General features: G+C 65.2%; 14 protein-coding genes. All 14 read left to right on the top strand.

Annotated elements, in window-relative coordinates:
• A partial coding sequence (locus B2527_RS04280) for a flagellar hook-basal body complex protein (RefSeq protein WP_293706308.1) occupies positions 1-348 on the top strand: 348 nt, incomplete at its 5' end.
• A gap of 23 nt (positions 349-371) precedes the next feature.
• Entirely contained in the window at positions 372-1,061 is a 690-nt protein-coding gene (gene flgH, locus B2527_RS04285; RefSeq protein WP_293706309.1) for a flagellar basal body L-ring protein FlgH, read from the top strand.
• Between the two features lie 8 nt (positions 1,062-1,069).
• Positions 1,070-2,182, top strand: a complete 1,113-nt coding sequence (locus tag B2527_RS04290) for a flagellar basal body P-ring protein FlgI (protein WP_293706310.1) — start codon at positions 1,070-1,072, stop codon at positions 2,180-2,182.
• Position 2,183: 1 nt separating this feature from the next.
• Positions 2,184-3,374 carry a flagellar assembly peptidoglycan hydrolase FlgJ gene (gene flgJ, locus B2527_RS04295; RefSeq protein ID WP_293706311.1) on the top strand — a complete coding sequence of 397 codons (1,191 nt, stop codon included), beginning with the start codon at positions 2,184-2,186 and terminating at the stop codon, positions 3,372-3,374.
• An 11-nt stretch (positions 3,375-3,385) separates the two neighbouring features.
• Positions 3,386-5,263, top strand: coding sequence for a flagellar hook-associated protein FlgK (gene flgK / locus B2527_RS04300; protein WP_293706312.1), 1,878 nt, complete (start codon positions 3,386-3,388; stop codon positions 5,261-5,263).
• Positions 5,260-6,462 carry a flagellar hook-associated protein FlgL gene (gene flgL, locus B2527_RS04305; protein WP_293706354.1) on the top strand — a complete coding sequence of 401 codons (1,203 nt, stop codon included), beginning with the start codon at positions 5,260-5,262 and terminating at the stop codon, positions 6,460-6,462. The genes flgK and flgL overlap by 4 nt, the downstream gene beginning before the upstream one ends.
• 67 nt (positions 6,463-6,529) lie before the next feature.
• On the top strand, positions 6,530-8,116 hold the full coding sequence (locus B2527_RS19565) for a flagellin (protein WP_414716992.1): 1,587 nt from the start codon (positions 6,530-6,532) through the stop codon (positions 8,114-8,116).
• Between the two features lie 435 nt (positions 8,117-8,551).
• The gene (locus B2527_RS19525) at positions 8,552-10,057 is read left to right on the top strand and encodes a flagellin (protein ID WP_343124737.1); all 1,506 of its coding nucleotides are present in this window, start codon (positions 8,552-8,554) and stop codon (positions 10,055-10,057) included.
• A 218-nt stretch (positions 10,058-10,275) separates the two neighbouring features.
• Positions 10,276-11,637: a flagellar filament capping protein FliD gene (fliD, locus tag B2527_RS04330; RefSeq protein WP_293706313.1), complete on the top strand. Its 1,362-nt coding sequence runs from the start codon at positions 10,276-10,278 to the stop codon at positions 11,635-11,637.
• Positions 11,638-11,745: 108 nt separating this feature from the next.
• Positions 11,746-12,168, top strand: coding sequence for a flagellar export chaperone FliS (gene fliS / locus B2527_RS04335; RefSeq protein ID WP_293706314.1), 423 nt, complete (start codon positions 11,746-11,748; stop codon positions 12,166-12,168).
• On the top strand, positions 12,168-12,479 hold the full coding sequence (locus B2527_RS04340; protein WP_293706315.1) for a hypothetical protein: 312 nt from the start codon (positions 12,168-12,170) through the stop codon (positions 12,477-12,479). The genes fliS and B2527_RS04340 overlap by 1 nt, the downstream gene beginning before the upstream one ends.
• Entirely contained in the window at positions 12,476-13,042 is a 567-nt protein-coding gene (locus tag B2527_RS04345) for a PilZ domain-containing protein (RefSeq protein ID WP_293706316.1), read from the top strand. Before B2527_RS04340 ends, B2527_RS04345 begins: the two co-directional genes overlap by 4 nt.
• A gap of 79 nt (positions 13,043-13,121) precedes the next feature.
• On the top strand, positions 13,122-13,754 hold the full coding sequence (locus B2527_RS04350; RefSeq protein WP_293706317.1) for a response regulator: 633 nt from the start codon (positions 13,122-13,124) through the stop codon (positions 13,752-13,754).
• Between the two features lie 260 nt (positions 13,755-14,014).
• Positions 14,015-15,424: an RNA polymerase factor sigma-54 gene (gene rpoN, locus B2527_RS04355; RefSeq protein WP_293706318.1), complete on the top strand. Its 1,410-nt coding sequence runs from the start codon at positions 14,015-14,017 to the stop codon at positions 15,422-15,424.
• The last annotated feature ends 7 nt before the right edge of the window (positions 15,425-15,431 follow it).

Here is a 15,431-nt window from a genome sequence, read left to right on the forward strand (position 1 = left end):
CAGTCGATGACCATCGGCAGCGACGGCACCATCAGCGTGCAGATGGCCGGTGAAGCCGCATCGGTCGAGATCGGCTCGCTGACTCTCACCGACTTCATCAATCCCGCCGGCCTGCAGTCCAAGGGCGAGAACCTGTACCTGGAAACCACTGCCTCCGGTCCGGCACAGAACGGTACGCCCGGCCTCAATGGCCTGGGCAACGTGGTGCAGGGCGCACTGGAAGGCAGCAACGTCAACGTGGTCGAAGAGCTGGTGTCGATGATCGAAACCCAGCGCGCCTACGAGATGAACGCCAAGGCGATCTCCACCACCGATTCGATGCTCGGCTACCTCAACAACAACGTCTGACCGGGCATCAGAGGATCAACGTCATGCACCCCACACGCTCCCTGTCTTTGCTCTGCGCTGTGCTCGGCCTGGCCCTCGCCGGCGGCTGCACGCTGGCCGGCGACGTCCGCCCGTACCAGCCGATGGCGCCGATCCAGCCGCTGGTCGTGCCTGCTGCCGCCCCCAGTGCTGGCGCGATCTATGCCGCTGGCCCAGGCCTGAACCTGTATGGCGACCGGCGCGCGCGTGACGTGGGCGACCTGCTCACCATCACCCTGATCGAAAACACGACGGCAACCACCACCGCCAGCACCGCCATCAGCAAGAAATCCGATATCGAGATGGGCACGCCCACCTTGTTCGGGGCACCGGTGACGCTGGGTGGCAAGGACATCCTGGGTGCCTCGGCGGCATCGGACCGTGACTTCAGTGGCAAGGGCAACAGCGCGCAGAGCAACCGCCTGCAGGGCAGCCTGACCGTGACCGTCATCCAGCGCCTGCCCAATGGCAACCTGGTGGTGCAAGGCCAGAAGAACCTGCGCCTGAACCAGGGCGATGAGCTGGTGCAGATCCAGGGCATCGTCCGTTCCGCCGACATCGGCGCGGACAACACCATTCCCTCCAGCAAGGTGGCCGACGCCCGCATCGCCTACGGCGGCCGCGGCGCGGTTGCCCAGTCCAACGCGATGGGCTGGCTGGGGCGTTTCTTCAACTCGGCGTTCGCGCTGTTCTGAGCATGACCATGCGTATCCCTACCCTGCTCCGTTGCGCGCTGGTGGCATTTGCCATCAGCGTCGTCCTGCCCGCCCACGCCGAGCGCATCAAGGACCTGGCCCAGGTCGGCGGCGTGCGCGGCAATGCCCTGGTGGGTTATGGCCTGGTGGTTGGCCTGGATGGCAGTGGCGACCGCACCAGCCAGGCCCCGTTCACCGTGCAGAGCCTGAAAAACCTGCTGGGCGAACTGGGCGTCAATGTTCCGGCAAACGTCAATCCGCAGCTGAAGAACGTTGCCGCCGTCGCCATCCATGCCGAGCTGCCACCGTTCGCCAAACCCGGCCAGACCATCGACATCACCGTGTCCTCGATCGGCAATGCGGTATCGCTGCGTGGCGGCTCCTTGCTGATGGCACCGTTGAAAGGTGCCGACGGCCAGGTCTACGCCATTGCCCAGGGCAATCTGGTCGTTGGCGGCTTTGGCGCGCAGGGCAAGGATGGCTCGCGCGTGTCGGTGAACATCCCCAGCGCCGGTCGCATTCCCAATGGCGCCACCGTTGAGCGTGCCCTGCCCGACGTCTTCGCCGGTGGCGGCGACATCACCTTGAATCTGCACCAGAACGATTTCACCACCGTCTCGCGGATGGTCAGCGCGCTCAACGCCACCTTCGGCGAAGGTGCGGCGCGGGCGGTCGACGGCGGCACGGTGTCGGTGCAGACGCCGACCGATCCGGGCGCACGCATCGGCATGCTTGCACGCATCGAGAACGTGGAGCTCTCACCCGGCACCGCACCCGCGCGCATCGTGGTCAACTCGCGTACCGGCACCGTGGTCATCGGCGCGCAGGTGCGGGTCAGCCCCGCAGCCATCTCTCACGGTTCCTTGACGGTGACCGTCAGCGAATCGACCCAGGTCAGCCAGCCCAACGCATTTGCAGGTGGGCAGACGGTTGCCACGCGGCAGTCCACCATCACGGCCAGCAACGAAGGCAGCCGCATGTTCCGCTTTGACGGCGGCGCGACCCTGGACGAGATCGTACGCGCGGTCAACGAGGTTGGGGCTGCACCAGGCGACCTGATTGCGATCCTGGAGGCCCTCAAGCAGGCCGGCGCGTTGACCGCCGATCTCGAGGTCATCTGACATGCGCATTGCTGCCGCCCCGCTGGAACTGAACCAGAGCACCGCCAACGATCCGGCGCGGATCGACAAGGTCGCGCGCCAGCTGGAAGGCCAATTCGCGCAGATGCTGATAAAGAGCATGCGCGAGGCCAGCTTTGGTGACTCGCTGTTCCCCGGTGAGAACCAGATGTTCCGCGAAATGTACGACCAGCGCATTGCCGAGGCGATGACGCGTGGGCGCGGCATGGGCTTGTCTGCAATGATCGCCCGCCAGCTCGGCGGTGGCGACACCACGGCGCAGGCGCTGGATCCGGCAATCAAGCCCGAAGCTGCGGCCCGCGCCTACCGCCTGGCCAGCCCCGAAGGCGCGGCGCTGCCCCTGCACGACAGCAAACCGGCGCTGGTTGATCCCCTGCAGGGCCTGCCCGACGAAGGGCGCTCTGCATTGCTGGAACCGCAGGCTCAGGCCCTGGACCTGATCGCCGGTCGCGAAAGCAGCAACCTGCATGCAGCACTCGGCGGCAGCAATCCCTACCAGGAGAGCGCACCGCTGGCAGCTGCGGATTGGGCAGCCCTGAGCAATGACCGCTGGAGCAATGTCTCGGCCGCTGAGCGCGGCGATAGCGTGGACACCCGCAGTGCCGACGCCGCTACCGCCCAGCTGGGGGCACATACACCGGAAGGCTTTGTGGCCAGCGTCTGGCCACACGCCGAACGCGCCGCCCGCGAGCTGGGCGTGGACCCGCGCGCCCTGGTGGCGCAGGCCGCACTGGAAACCGGTTGGGGCAAGCGCCACATCAAACGCGACAACGGCAGCAGCAGCCACAACCTGTTCGGCATCAAGGCCGCGGGCTGGAGTGGCGAGCGCGCCACCACCGGCACCCATGAGTACGTCAATGGCCAGCGCCGCAATGAAGTTGCCAGTTTCCGCGCCTATGGCTCGGTCGCCGAAAGCTTCAACGATTACGTGCGCATGTTGAAAAACAGCCCGCGCTACCAGTCCGCACTCAAGGCCGGCGGTGACGTGCGCGGTTTTGCACAGGGCTTGCAACGGGCCGGTTATGCCACCGACCCCGCCTATGCCAACAAGATCGCCGCCATCGCTGCCGGCCCAACCATCGAGCGCGCCGTTGCCGCCATTGGTGACGCCGGTCTGCGCCTGGGCCAGACATTTGCAAGTGCAGCCGGCATGACCGGCCTTACCCGTCGTTGAGATAGCCGTCCATGTCCAATGTTCTTTCCACCGGTACCAGCGCACTGATCGCCTTCCAGCGGGCGCTGTCGACCGTCAGCCACAACGTGGCCAACATCAAGACCGACGGCTACAGCCGCCAGCGGGTGGACTTTGCCACCCGCAACCCCACCGACCTGGGGTATGGCGATGTCGGCAATGGCACCAAGATCACCGACATCCGTCGCGTGGCCGACCAGCTGGCGATATCCCGCCTGCTGGACAGCAGCGGCGAACTGTCCCGGCTGCAACAGCTGTCCTCGATGGCAGATCGCGTGGATGCGTTGTTCTCCGACTCGGCCACCAATGTCAGTGGCGTGTGGTCCAACTTCTTCGACTCCATCAATGGCCTGGCGGCCAACGCTGCCGGCACCGCCGATCGCCGTGATGTACTGGACAACGCCAACACGCTGGTGGCGCGCTACAAACAGCTCAACAACAACCTTGACGCGCTCAACACCGAGGTCAACAACGGCCTGATCGCCGGCACCAACGAGGTCAACCGGCTGGCCAAGGAGATCGCACAGCTCAACGGCACCATCGGCAGCAATGCCAATGCCGCCGCGCCCGATCTGCTGGACCGCCGCGACCAGCTGATCTCGCAACTGGTGGGATACACCGGTGGCAATGCGGTGATCCAGGACGGCGGCATCATGAACGTCTACACCGCCGGTGGACAGGCACTGGTTGTCGGCACCACCGCCTCGGAAATCACCACCGCACCGGACCCCTACCAGCCCGAGCGCCTGCAGCTGGCAATCAAGACCCAAGGCGTGACCGTCACGGTGGACAACAAGTCCGTCGGCGGGCAGATGGGCGGCCTGCTGGAGTTCCGCGACGACGTACTGACGCCGGCCCAGGCCGAGCTGGGCCGGCTGGCCGTGGGCATGGCCCTGCAGTTCAACCAGGCCCACGCCGAAGGCATGGACCTGTACGGGGACATGGGCGGCGACTTCTTCAACCTGGGCGCGCCCAAGACCACTGCCAATACCGGCAACCTCGGCAACGCCGCACTGAGCGCCAGCTACGGCGATACCACCGCCCTGGACGGCCAGGCGCTGCTGATCAAGTTCAACGGCAGCAGCTGGGAAGCCAGCCGCGCCGATACCGGCGTGGGCGTGGCGATGACCGGCTCCGGCACCGCCGCCGACCCGTTCGTGGTCAACGGTGTGCAGTTCGTGGTCAGCGGCAGCGCCGCAGCCAATGATCGCTTCCTGCTGCAACCTACCGCCGGGGCGATCAATGGCCTGGGCGTGGCTGTCACCGATCCGTCGCGCATTGCCGCTGCCAACCCGATCAAGGCAGCGGCCGATCTGACCAATACCGGCACCGGCGTGCTGGGCAAGCTCGACGTCATCGACGCCGGCAATGCCGCCCTGCTCAATCCGGCCAGCATCGAGTTCATCGATGCCAACCAGTACACCGTCGATGGCGCCGGCCCGTTTACCTACACCGCCGGGCAGACCATCACCGCCAATGGCTGGAGCGTGGTGCTGGATGGCAAGCCCGCCGCTGGCGACAGCTTCTCGGTGGGCAGAACCGCCGCCGGCTCCAGCGACAACGGCAACGCCACCCGCCTTGCCGCGGTGGAAGACGCCAAAGCTTTCAACGCCGGCACGGTGACCCTCAACGGTGCGCTTGGCAGCCTGACCACCCAGGTGGGTTCGGCAGCGCGTGCCGCTGACTACTCGCTGCAGGCGCAACAGGTCATCAACGACAACGCCAAGGCCAACCGCGACTCCATCTCCGGGGTGAACCTGGATGAGGAAGCGGCCGACATGTTGCGCCTGCAACAGGCCTACCAGGCGGCATCGCAGCTGATTTCCACGGCCGACACCATGTTCCAGACAATCCTCAAGGCGGTGGGCTGATGAATCGCATCTCCAGCAACATGATGTATGACCAGTCGGTGGCGCTGATGCTGTCCAAGCAAAGCAAGCTCAACCATCTGGAGCAGCAGCTGTCCACCGGCAAGAAGATCGTCAGCGCCAAGGATGACCCGGTGGGCTCGGGCACGGCGGTCGGCATGGACCGCGTGCTGGCCGAGCTGGAAAAGCTGGGCAGCAACGCCAACACCGCGCAGAACCGTCTGGGCCTGCAGGAAAACGTACTGTCGCAGGCCGGCGAACTGCTGCAGCAGGTGTCCGACCTCACCGTGCAGGCCAACAACCCCGCGCTATCAAACGAAGACCGCAAGGGCGTGGCCAACGAGCTGAAAGCCATCAAGGATTCGCTACTGGCGCTGGCCAACACCACCGATGGCAGCGGCCGCTACCTGTTTGGCGGTGCTGCCGACGCCAATGCGCCCTTCACCGTCAGCAATGGCATTGTCAGCTACAACGGCGACCAGACCCAACGCCAGGTCGAAGTCGCCCCCGGCACCTTCATCAAGGATGCCCTGCCCGGCAGCGAGATCTTCATGCGCGTGCGCACCGGTGACGGCACCGTCGACGGCGCCGCCGCATCGGCCAATACCGGCCAGGCTGTGTTGACCGATATCAGCCGCGACGGCTCCGGCAGCTGGGATGGCAGCAGCTACAGCCTGCATTTCACCGCGGCCGATACCTATGAGGTGCGCGACGCCCGCAATGCGGTGATTGGCACCGGCACCTACGCGTCCGGCGAGGACATCACCTTCGAAGGCCTGCGTGTACGCATTGAAGGTACGCCGGCGGCAGGCGATACGTTCAATGCCGGCCAGGCCGGCACCCGCGACGTGTTCGCCACCATCGACCAGCTGGTGCAGACCCTGCAGATGGATGCCTCCACCCGGGCCGGCCGCACCGCCCAGCAGAACGCCCTGCAAGGCAGCATCCGCGACGTGCGCCGTGCGTCGGAACTGATGATCGACGCGCGCGCCGCCGGTGGCGCACAACTTGCAGCGGCTGACGACGCGGCATCGTTGCGCGAAGCCAATACCGTCACCCTGCAAACCTCACTTTCGCAGATGCGTGACCTCAACTATGCCGATGCCATAGGGCAGTACAAGCTCGAAGGTGCGGCGCTGCAGGCGGCACAGACCATCTTCACCCAGATGCAGTCCATGTCGCTGTTCAACATGATCCGCTGATCAACATCGACGGCAGCGTCGCTGCCACATCTACAACGCAAGGCCCTGAGTACAACGGAGAAGCCCCATGGCACAGATCATCAACACCAACATCATGTCGCTGAACGCTCAGCGCAACCTCAATACCAGCGGCACCTCGTTGGCCACCACGATCCAGCGCCTGTCCTCCGGCCTGCGTATCAACAGCGCCAAGGATGATGCTGCTGGCCTGGCGATTTCCGAGCGTTTCACCACCCAGATCCGCGGCATGGACCAGGCCGCGCGCAATGCCAACGACGGCATCTCGCTGGCGCAGACCGCCGAAGGCGCGCTGGGTGAGATCAGCAACAACCTGCAGCGCATCCGCGAGCTGGCCGTGCAGTCGCGCAACGCCACCAATTCCGACTCCGACCGCGCCGCGCTGGACGCTGAAGTGCAGCTGTTGAAGGCCGAGATCCAACGCGTTGCCGAGCAGACCAACTTCAACGGCACCGCGCTGCTGGATGGCAGCTTCCAGAACCAGGCCTTCCAGGTGGGCGCAGACCAGGGCCAGGTGATCAACATCGCGCAGATCGCCAATGCCAACATCCAGGAACTGGGCAACTGGAACCGAGTGAACACCGCTGCTTCGCTGCCGTCTGTTGCTGCTACCGGTGGCGCGGATGCAGGTACGCCCAACACCGCGGCAGGTACGATCAGCAAGGCATCGTTCGCAACCCCTACCGGGTCGGCCGCGCCTTTCACCTATGACAGCTTCAACCTCAGCGTCAACGGCAAGACCGTATCGGTGGCGGGTGTGACCAACGGCACCACCGCAGCTGATGCGCAGGACAAGCTGCTGGCAAACATCGCTACCGCGATCAACAGCGACCCCTCCATCGGTGGCGCCACCGGTATCCAGGTGGATGCAACCAGTGGTGTCATCACCAACAACGGTGCAGCCGTCACCATTGGTGGCCCGGGCGCATCGGTGATCGGTGGGGCCGTGGCCGTGGCCAGTGCCACCGGCTTCGTCGCCGCCGACTTCGGCGCCGGCAGCTTCAAGATCACCGGCACCCAGGGCGAGGCCGTCATCAACTACCCGGCTGCCGGTGGCAGCGCACAACGTGCCAGTGACCTGGTCAAGGCCATCAACAACCAGAGCTACAACACCGGCGTCACCGCGTCGCTGGAAGACGGCAAGCTGGTGCTGTCCTCGGCTACCGGCAACATCGCTGTGTCCGCCACCGGTACGGGTGCGAACGCCAACGCCGACCTGCTGGCAGCCACCGGCCTGGCCGCCGGTGCGACCGGTGCGATTGGCGACACCCCGGCACCGGCAACCACGGTGGGTACCGCGTGGGTCACCGGTTCGCCGGAAACCGGCTTCGAGGATCTGGACATCACCACCTCCGAAGGCGCCGACAACGCACTCAATGCGATGGACGCCGCGCTGCAGGCCATCAACTCGGCACGCGCCGACCTGGGTGCGATCCAGAACCGCTTCACCTCCACCATCGCCAACCTGAACACCTCTTCGGAAAACCTGTCGGCCGCACGCAGCCGTATCCGCGATGCCGACTACGCCAAGGAAACCGCCGAGCTGACCCGCACGCAGATCCTGCAGCAGGCAGGCACGGCCATGCTGGCGCAGGCCAACCAGGTGCCGCAGAACGTGCTGAGCCTGTTGAAGTAACAGCGGCGAGGCTTGAGCGGGTTCGCGCCGCTCAAGCCTCCAAGCTACCCAGGTAGTGCCGAGCCATGCTCGGCAGCGGCTTTACCGGCATATCAGGCCCGTTTCACGGCCTGATATGCCGCAGGGTTTCGCAGCTTGCACAGCACTATCTGCCTATTCCGGCACTGCCGAAACCTGCCCGACGCAGGCTCCACCGCCGTACCCTTTGCCGAGCATGGCTCGGCACTACAGACGCACAAGCCCCGGGAGACCGGGGCTTGTGCGTTCTGCATTCCTGCTTCTGGCCGGCTTGCACTTACGGCAGCCCTAAAGCTGTCCGCGGACCTGCCGTTATTGGTATCAGCAGCGGTGCTACGGCTCCTACACCCCGCCCCACTGCACCCAGTACCGGCCAGGTGATGTGCCGGACCAAACGCCAAACAGGAAGCCCGAATCATGGCACAAGTCATCAACACCAACATCATGTCGCTCAATGCTCAGCGCAATCTGAACACCAGCGGCTCCAGCCTGGCCACCTCGATCCAGCGCCTGTCTTCGGGCCTGCGCATCAACAGCGCCAAGGACGACGCCGCCGGCCTGGCGATCTCCGAGCGCTTCAGCACCCAGATCCGCGGCATGGACCAGGCTGCCCGCAATGCCAACGACGGCATTTCGATGGCGCAGACCGCCGAAGGCGCGCTGACCGAGATCGGCAACAACCTGCAGCGCATCCGCGAACTGGCCGTGCAGTCCCGCAACGCCACCAACTCCGATTCCGACCGTGAAGCGCTGAACGCCGAAGTGCAGCTGCTGAAGGCCGAAATCCAGCGCGTTGCCGAGCAGACCAACTTCAACGGCACCAAGCTGCTGGACGGCAGCTTCCAGGCACAGTCCTTCCAGATCGGCGCCGACCAGGGCCAGACCATCGACATCGCCCAGATCGCCAATGCCAACATCAAGGACCTGGGCAACTGGAACAAGGTGGATACTGCCGCCGCGGCATCTGCTGCGGCACCGACGGGCACCGTCACCGCTGGCGGTACTGGTGAGATCGATCTGACCAGCCTGGCCGTCGACGCCACCAATGGCGTGGCCGCCTTTGACATCGAAATCAACGGCGCCAAGGTGAACATCACCGCGACCGCTTTCGCCACCGACAACGCCACCACCCAGCAGGCTGTTGCCACCAAGGTTGCCGCCGCCATCAACGCCGCGACCGGTGGTTCGGAAGCTACGGCCACCGCTGGCAAGATTGCACTGGACAACAGCGCTGACGGCTCCAAGAGCCTGTCCGTGAAGGCTGCAGGCGGCCAGTTCACCAGCACCTCTGTTGCCGGTGAAACCGTCTCCTTCGACGCCGGCAGCTTCATTCTGAAGGGTGAGAAGGGCGACGTCACCATCAGCTTCGGCGCAGCTGGCAGCGCTGCGCAGCGCGCAAGCGACCTGGTCAAGGCGATCAACAACCAGAGCTACAACACGGGCGTCAGCGCCTCGCTCGACAAGAATGGCCAACTGGCACTGTCGTCATCCCTGGGTGACTTCGAAATCGCCGGAACCGCCGCTGATGTGCTGAAGCAGACCGGCCTGACCACCGGCAAGACGGTGGATGGCAGCGGCGGCAGCGCTTGGGCTGGCGGTGTCGCAGCCACCGGCTTCTCCGACCTGGACATCTCCACCACCGCTGGTGCCGACAACGCACTGAACGCCATGGACGCTGCCCTGAGCACCATCAACTCGGCCCGCGCCGACCTGGGCGCCGTGCAGAACCGTTTCACCTCGGTGGTGGCCAACCTGAACACTTCGTCGGAAAACATGTCCGCTGCCCGCAGCCGCATCAGCGACACCGACTACGCCAAGGAAACGGCCGAACTGACCCGCACGCAGATCCTGCAGCAGGCCGGTACCGCCATGCTGGCCCAGGCCAACCAGACCAGCCAGAACGTGCTGAGTCTGCTGCGCTGATCCAGTAACCGCTGACCGCATCACCCGGTGTCCGCACCGGGCTTGCCAGGCCCTGCCCTTGTGGCAGGGCCTGTCTGTTTCTGACGTTCGCACGCCCTCGCCTGCCCACTGGCACGGCGCTTGCCTATGGATCAGGGATACCCGGCTAAAGCTTGAGCGCCGGGTGCCGATATCCGGGGAGCCAGCAAGGCTGCCCCTTTGCCGCAAGAGGAATCCACATGGCCACGTCTTCCCTGTCCGCCGTCGGCTCCGGCCTGGACATCCCCACCATCGTGTCGCAGCTGGTTGCCGCTGAACGCGCACCGGCAGCAAACCGCATCAACAACCAGGGGACCACCGCCACCGCCAAACTGTCGGCGCTGGGCAGCATCAAAAGCTCGCTCAGCAGCCTGCAGAGCGCAATGGAGGCCATGGGCAAGGCAGCGGATGTACGCGCCTACAAGACCTCCGTGCCGGAAAACAGTGGTTTCAGCGCCTCCATCGTCACCGATCCGTCCACCGGCAAGACCCTGGCTGCGGCAGGTACCTACAACATCGAGGTGATCAGCCTGGCGCAGCCGCAGAAGCTGAGCTCGGCCGCCTTCGATGCGGACGCCACGGTCGGCAGCGGCAAGCTGAGCATTGCCTGGGGCGAGGAATCCATCGACGTAGATATCGCCTCGGCCAGCAACCTGGCCAGCATCGCCGCGGCCATCAACAGCGCCGCCGGCGGCAAAGGCGTCAATGCCACGGTGATCACCGCCAACGATGGCCAGCACTTGGTATTGAATGCCGTCAATTCCGGCACCGAAGGTGCTTTGAAGGTCAGCACGACCGGCGGCGATGGTGGGTTGGCGGCGTTGACCTGGGACGGCAGCAGTGGCGGCATGAGCGAGATCGCTGCGGCCACCAACGCACACGTCAAGGTTGACGGCTTTGATCGCGAATCGTCCAGCAACTCGGTAAGCGACATCATTGCCGGCGTGACCCTGGATCTGACCAAGGCAGAGGCAGGTACCACCAAGACCTTGACCATCACCCAGGACAACGCGCCGCTGAAGACCACCGTGCAGGCCTTTGTCACCGCGTACAACGCCTCGGTGAGCCTGCTCAAGACGTCCAGCGCCTACAACGCCGATACCGATACCGCCTCGGTGCTGACCGGCGACTCGATGGTTCGCGGCTTGCAGCAACAGCTGCGCGGCCAGCTCAGCGCCAACATCATCGACCTCAAGGAACTGGGCCTGACCGTCAGCAAGGATGGCACCCTGGCGCTGGATGCCAGCACCTTCGACAAGGCCATGGCCAAGAATCCGGCAGCGGCCGAGAAGCTGGTGGGCAAGAGCGGCAAGCTCTACGAGGGCATGAACGGCATCCTCAAGAGCAACCTGGACAGCGGCACCGGTACCCTGGTGCAGCGCACCGATGCGCTGAACAAGGAAATCAAGAAGCTGGAAAAGCAACTGGATGACCTGGACGCGCGCATGGAAAAGGTCTCGGCGCGCTATACCGCGCAGTTCACCGCGATGGACACGCTGGTGTCGCAGATGCAGAGCACCAGCAACTACCTCGCCCAGCAGCTAACCGCGTCCAGCAGCTGATCTGCCCGACCTCAAGTTGCCGCCCCCTCGAGCCGATAGCCTAATCAGGCCATTGCAGTTCCATCGTCTGGCGCCCACGGCGCCGCGATCATCAGGAGATCCACCCCAATGTATGGTTCCAGCCGCCACTACGCCGAGCAGTATCGCCAGGTAGGTGTGTCCACCCGCGTGGTGGACGCCGACCCGCACAAGCTGGTGGCCTTGCTGCTGGAAGGCGCGAGCGAGCGCATCCGCCGCGCCGAGGCCTTCATGGCCCGTGGCGACCAGGCCACCAAGGGCAAGGCCATCGGCGAAGCCTGTGCCATCATCGGCCATCTCAATGGATCGCTGGACCATGTTGCAGGTGGCGATATCGCCGACAACCTGGCCGCACTTTACGAGTACATCGTGCAGCGCCTGACCGAAGCAAACCTCAACAATGACGCCGAGGCCCTGCAGGAGTCGCTGGCGCTGGTGGCCGAGATCGAGTCGGCCTGGAACGCGATCCCGGCCGGTCAACGCGCCTTCCCGGGCGCTGCGGGAGCGCGCTGATGCAGCAGGATCCCACCCTCCAGCTCCAGGCCCTGCACGACGATCTGGACCTGCTGAAGAACGCCATCGAAACCGAAGACCACGACACTGCCGAGCAGATCGTGGCCAGCCACGACCAGCGCCTGCGCCATTACATCCACACGCATGGTGTTGGCGCTACCGCCGATGCGCTGCAGGCGCTGCTGGCACAGCAACAGTCCGTGACCGTGCGCATGCGCGAACTGCGCGACCAGGCCGCCGCGCAGCTGCGCAGCGAACGCCAATCCAACCGCGCTGCCAGCGCCTACGTACAGGCCGGGACGCTGGCATGAATGACGCCGTCGTCCATCCAGCCGAGGCCGCGCTGTTCGACGACGCCCTGAGCTGCTCCCTGCTGCTGCCGGCCCAGTTCCAGGTCGATGCCACGGTACAGCGCCCGGGCAGTTCCGAAATGCTGCTGCGCAGTGTGGCCCTGGTGGAGGATGCGCGCGGCAACGACGACGCTGATGAGCGCAGCGATGCCAGCCTGCAACTGCAGCGGCTCGAAGCGCGCCTGGACCTGACCCTGGTGCTGCTTGGCCGCCTGCTGCAGCAGTCCGCGCCACAGCTGCCCGCCACGCCGCTGCGCTGGTCCCGTCATGGCCTTCGCCTGCACCTTGCCAACGCCAGTGGCGCCGCCATTGGCAGCAAGGGCGTGGTACGGCTGCAGCCGGCCGAATGGTTGCCCGACAGCATCGAACTTCCTGTCGAAGTGCTGGCCGAAGCCAGCGACACCACCGGCAGCCTGTTGTGGCTTCGCCTGCACAACCCCAGCGAAGCGTTGTCCGCGGCCTTGGAGCGGCATCTGTTCCGCCTGCACCGCAAGCAGATAGCCGACAGTCGGCGGCCGCGATGAACACCCCCTACTTTTGGCCTGCTGGCGCGGCTGCGGCAGCTCGGCTAAGGTGCAGGCTCTTCTATTCAGCCAACTCCCTGTGCGCGTTCTGATCGTCGATGACCACACCCTGGTCCGGGCCGGCCTGACCCGCCTGCTGCAGACCTTTGACGGTGTCCATGTGGTCGCCGAGGCCAGCAATGCCGAACAGGCATTGGAGATGGCGCTGTTCCACGTGCCGGACCTGGTGCTGATGGACCTGTCCCTGCCCGGCCGTAGCGGCCTGGAGGCACTTACCGACATCCGCATGCGCCTGCCGCATGCGCGCATCGTGGTGATGTCCATGCACGACGATACCGCCCATGTCCGCGATGCGCTGGACCGCGGTGCTGCTGGTTTCATCGTCAAGGACGCCGCACCTGCCGAGTTGGAACTGGCCATGCGCGCCGCCCACAACGGCCAGATTTTCCTCAGCCCGCATATCTCCGCCAAGATGCTGGCCCCGCTGATCGGCCGCGAGCGGCCAACCGGCGTTGCCGCGCTGTCGCCACGACAGAAGGAAATCCTGCGCCGGCTCGGTGGTGGGCAGACCACCAAGGAAATTGCCGCCGAGCTGGGCATCAGCGTCAAAACCGTGGAAACCCACCGCGCCCGGATGATGGAAGCACTGGGCTGCCGGCGCGCCAACGACCTGCTGTTGCTGGCAGTGCGCCATGAAAACGACTTGAGCTGAGTATTTCGGCCCATCGGATTTGCTTGCCGTCACAAAAACGGATTTCCGGCACCCCGGGCGCCTCGACTCAATAAAAACAGTGGGTTACCTGTTTTTTACGAAGCATTCGCGTCAGAAAATCGACGCAATGTAGGGGATCTACCTACAAACTGTAGGGTCGCAAATGACACCCCTCAGGGTGTCCCCTATTTTTACCCCGACAGCAGACACGCAAGATGCGTTCCATAACGCGTCCTTCACATGGCGCCTTGGGGAAACGCATGAAAGCCACTCTGTCCGCCCAACTGGGCCAACAGCTCCACCTCACGCCTGCCCTGCTGCAGTCCATCCGCCTGCTGCAGCTCAATGGCATGCAGTTGGAACTGGAAGTGCGCCAGGCATTGGAAAGCAATCCGCTGCTGGAGCTGCACGAAGAGCGCGAGGACAGCGTGGCCGACACCCCGGCCGAACAGGCACAGACCGACACCGCCGCGTTCGACGAACTGCCGGAAAGCTCGATGTGGGACGTGCACGGCGCCAGTTGGAACGGTGCCGACGAGGACCGCATGGCGCGCATCGCTGGCGGCGAGTCCAGCGATCCGCAGCTGCGGGTACTCAACGCACTGGCGCTGGAACTGGACGATGCCGACCTGGCTGCGGCCGCATTCTGGCTGGAAAACTGCGACGATGCCGGCTACCTGCAGGCCCCCCTGACGCAGCTGTCGCGCCTGGCCAGCGCCCGCCTGGACCGGACTGAAGCGGACCTTGAAGCCATCCGCCAGCGCCTTCTGCTTGGCGAACCGGCGGGCATGGCCGCCGTTGACCTTCGCGAATGCCTGCAGGCCCAGCTGCGCGCCCTGCCCGGCCGGGTACCTGCCCGCCATCTGGCAGCACGCCTGCTGGACAGCGACCTGTACCTGCTCGCCGAGCACGACTACGCCACACTGGCCAAGCAGCTGGACGCCGAGGTGGACGATGTCTGCGAAGCTTTCCGGCTGGTGTTGTCGCTGCGCCCGCGCCCGGCTGAAGCGCTGCTGCCGGAAGTCGATGCCAGCGTCATCCCCGATGTGGTCGCCTGGCACGCCGATGGCCAGTGGCGCGTTGCACTGAATCCTTCCACCACCCCGCGCCTGGGCATCAATGCCGGCTACGAGAAGGTGGTGGCCGAGAGCAGTGGCGAGAGCGCGCAGCCGCTGCGCGAGATGCTGCAGGAAGCCCGCTGGCTGACCCGCGGACTGTCGATGCGCTACGACACCCTCATCCGCACCGCCCGCGTCATCGTCGAGCGTCAGGCCGCGTTCCTGGTCAAGGGCGAGGAAGCAATGGCTCCCCTTACCCTGAAGGAAGTGGCCGACAGCATCGGCATGCACGAGTCCACGGTCTCGCGCATCACCTCCGGCAAGTACCTGCAGACACCGCGCGGCACCTTCGAGCTGAAGCACTTCTTCGCCGTCCGGCTGGAAGGCGCAAGCGTCTCCGGGCAGGCGGTCAAGGCCATGGTCAAGCGCCTGATCGACGCCGAACCGGCCGGCCGGCCGCTGGCCGATGACGCCATCGCCGGCCTGCTCTCACGGCAAGGTGTCAATATTGCCCGCCGAACCGTCGCAAAATATCGCGAACAGCTTGATATCGCCCCCGCCCGCGAACGTCGCCGGCAGGCTGCCAAGCCCCAGCTGGCCCGTGTGGGCTGAAACCAGG

It is taken from the genome of Stenotrophomonas sp. UBA7606 (assembly GCF_002477705.1).
In the GTDB taxonomy this organism is placed as follows: Bacteria; Pseudomonadota; Gammaproteobacteria; order Xanthomonadales; family Xanthomonadaceae; genus Stenotrophomonas.

Excerpts from the sequence above, each read along its gene's own strand:
- flgH (WP_293706309.1), top strand. The coding sequence starts at position 372 with ATGCACCCCACACGCTCCCTGTCTTTGCTCTGCGCTGTGCTCGGCCTG.
- B2527_RS04290 (WP_293706310.1), top strand. The coding sequence starts at position 1,070 with ATGCGTATCCCTACCCTGCTCCGTTGCGCGCTGGTGGCATTTGCCATC.
- fliS (WP_293706314.1), top strand. The coding sequence starts at position 11,746 with ATGTATGGTTCCAGCCGCCACTACGCCGAGCAGTATCGCCAGGTAGGT.
- B2527_RS19565 (WP_414716992.1), top strand. The coding sequence starts at position 6,530 with ATGGCACAGATCATCAACACCAACATCATGTCGCTGAACGCTCAGCGC.
- B2527_RS19525 (WP_343124737.1), top strand. The coding sequence starts at position 8,552 with ATGGCACAAGTCATCAACACCAACATCATGTCGCTCAATGCTCAGCGC.
- B2527_RS04345 (WP_293706316.1), top strand. The coding sequence starts at position 12,476 with ATGAATGACGCCGTCGTCCATCCAGCCGAGGCCGCGCTGTTCGACGAC.
- flgK (WP_293706312.1), top strand. The coding sequence starts at position 3,386 with ATGTCCAATGTTCTTTCCACCGGTACCAGCGCACTGATCGCCTTCCAG.
- rpoN (WP_293706318.1), top strand. The coding sequence starts at position 14,015 with ATGAAAGCCACTCTGTCCGCCCAACTGGGCCAACAGCTCCACCTCACG.
- flgJ (WP_293706311.1), top strand. The coding sequence starts at position 2,184 with ATGCGCATTGCTGCCGCCCCGCTGGAACTGAACCAGAGCACCGCCAAC.
- B2527_RS04340 (WP_293706315.1), top strand. The coding sequence starts at position 12,168 with ATGCAGCAGGATCCCACCCTCCAGCTCCAGGCCCTGCACGACGATCTG.
- fliD (WP_293706313.1), top strand. The coding sequence starts at position 10,276 with ATGGCCACGTCTTCCCTGTCCGCCGTCGGCTCCGGCCTGGACATCCCC.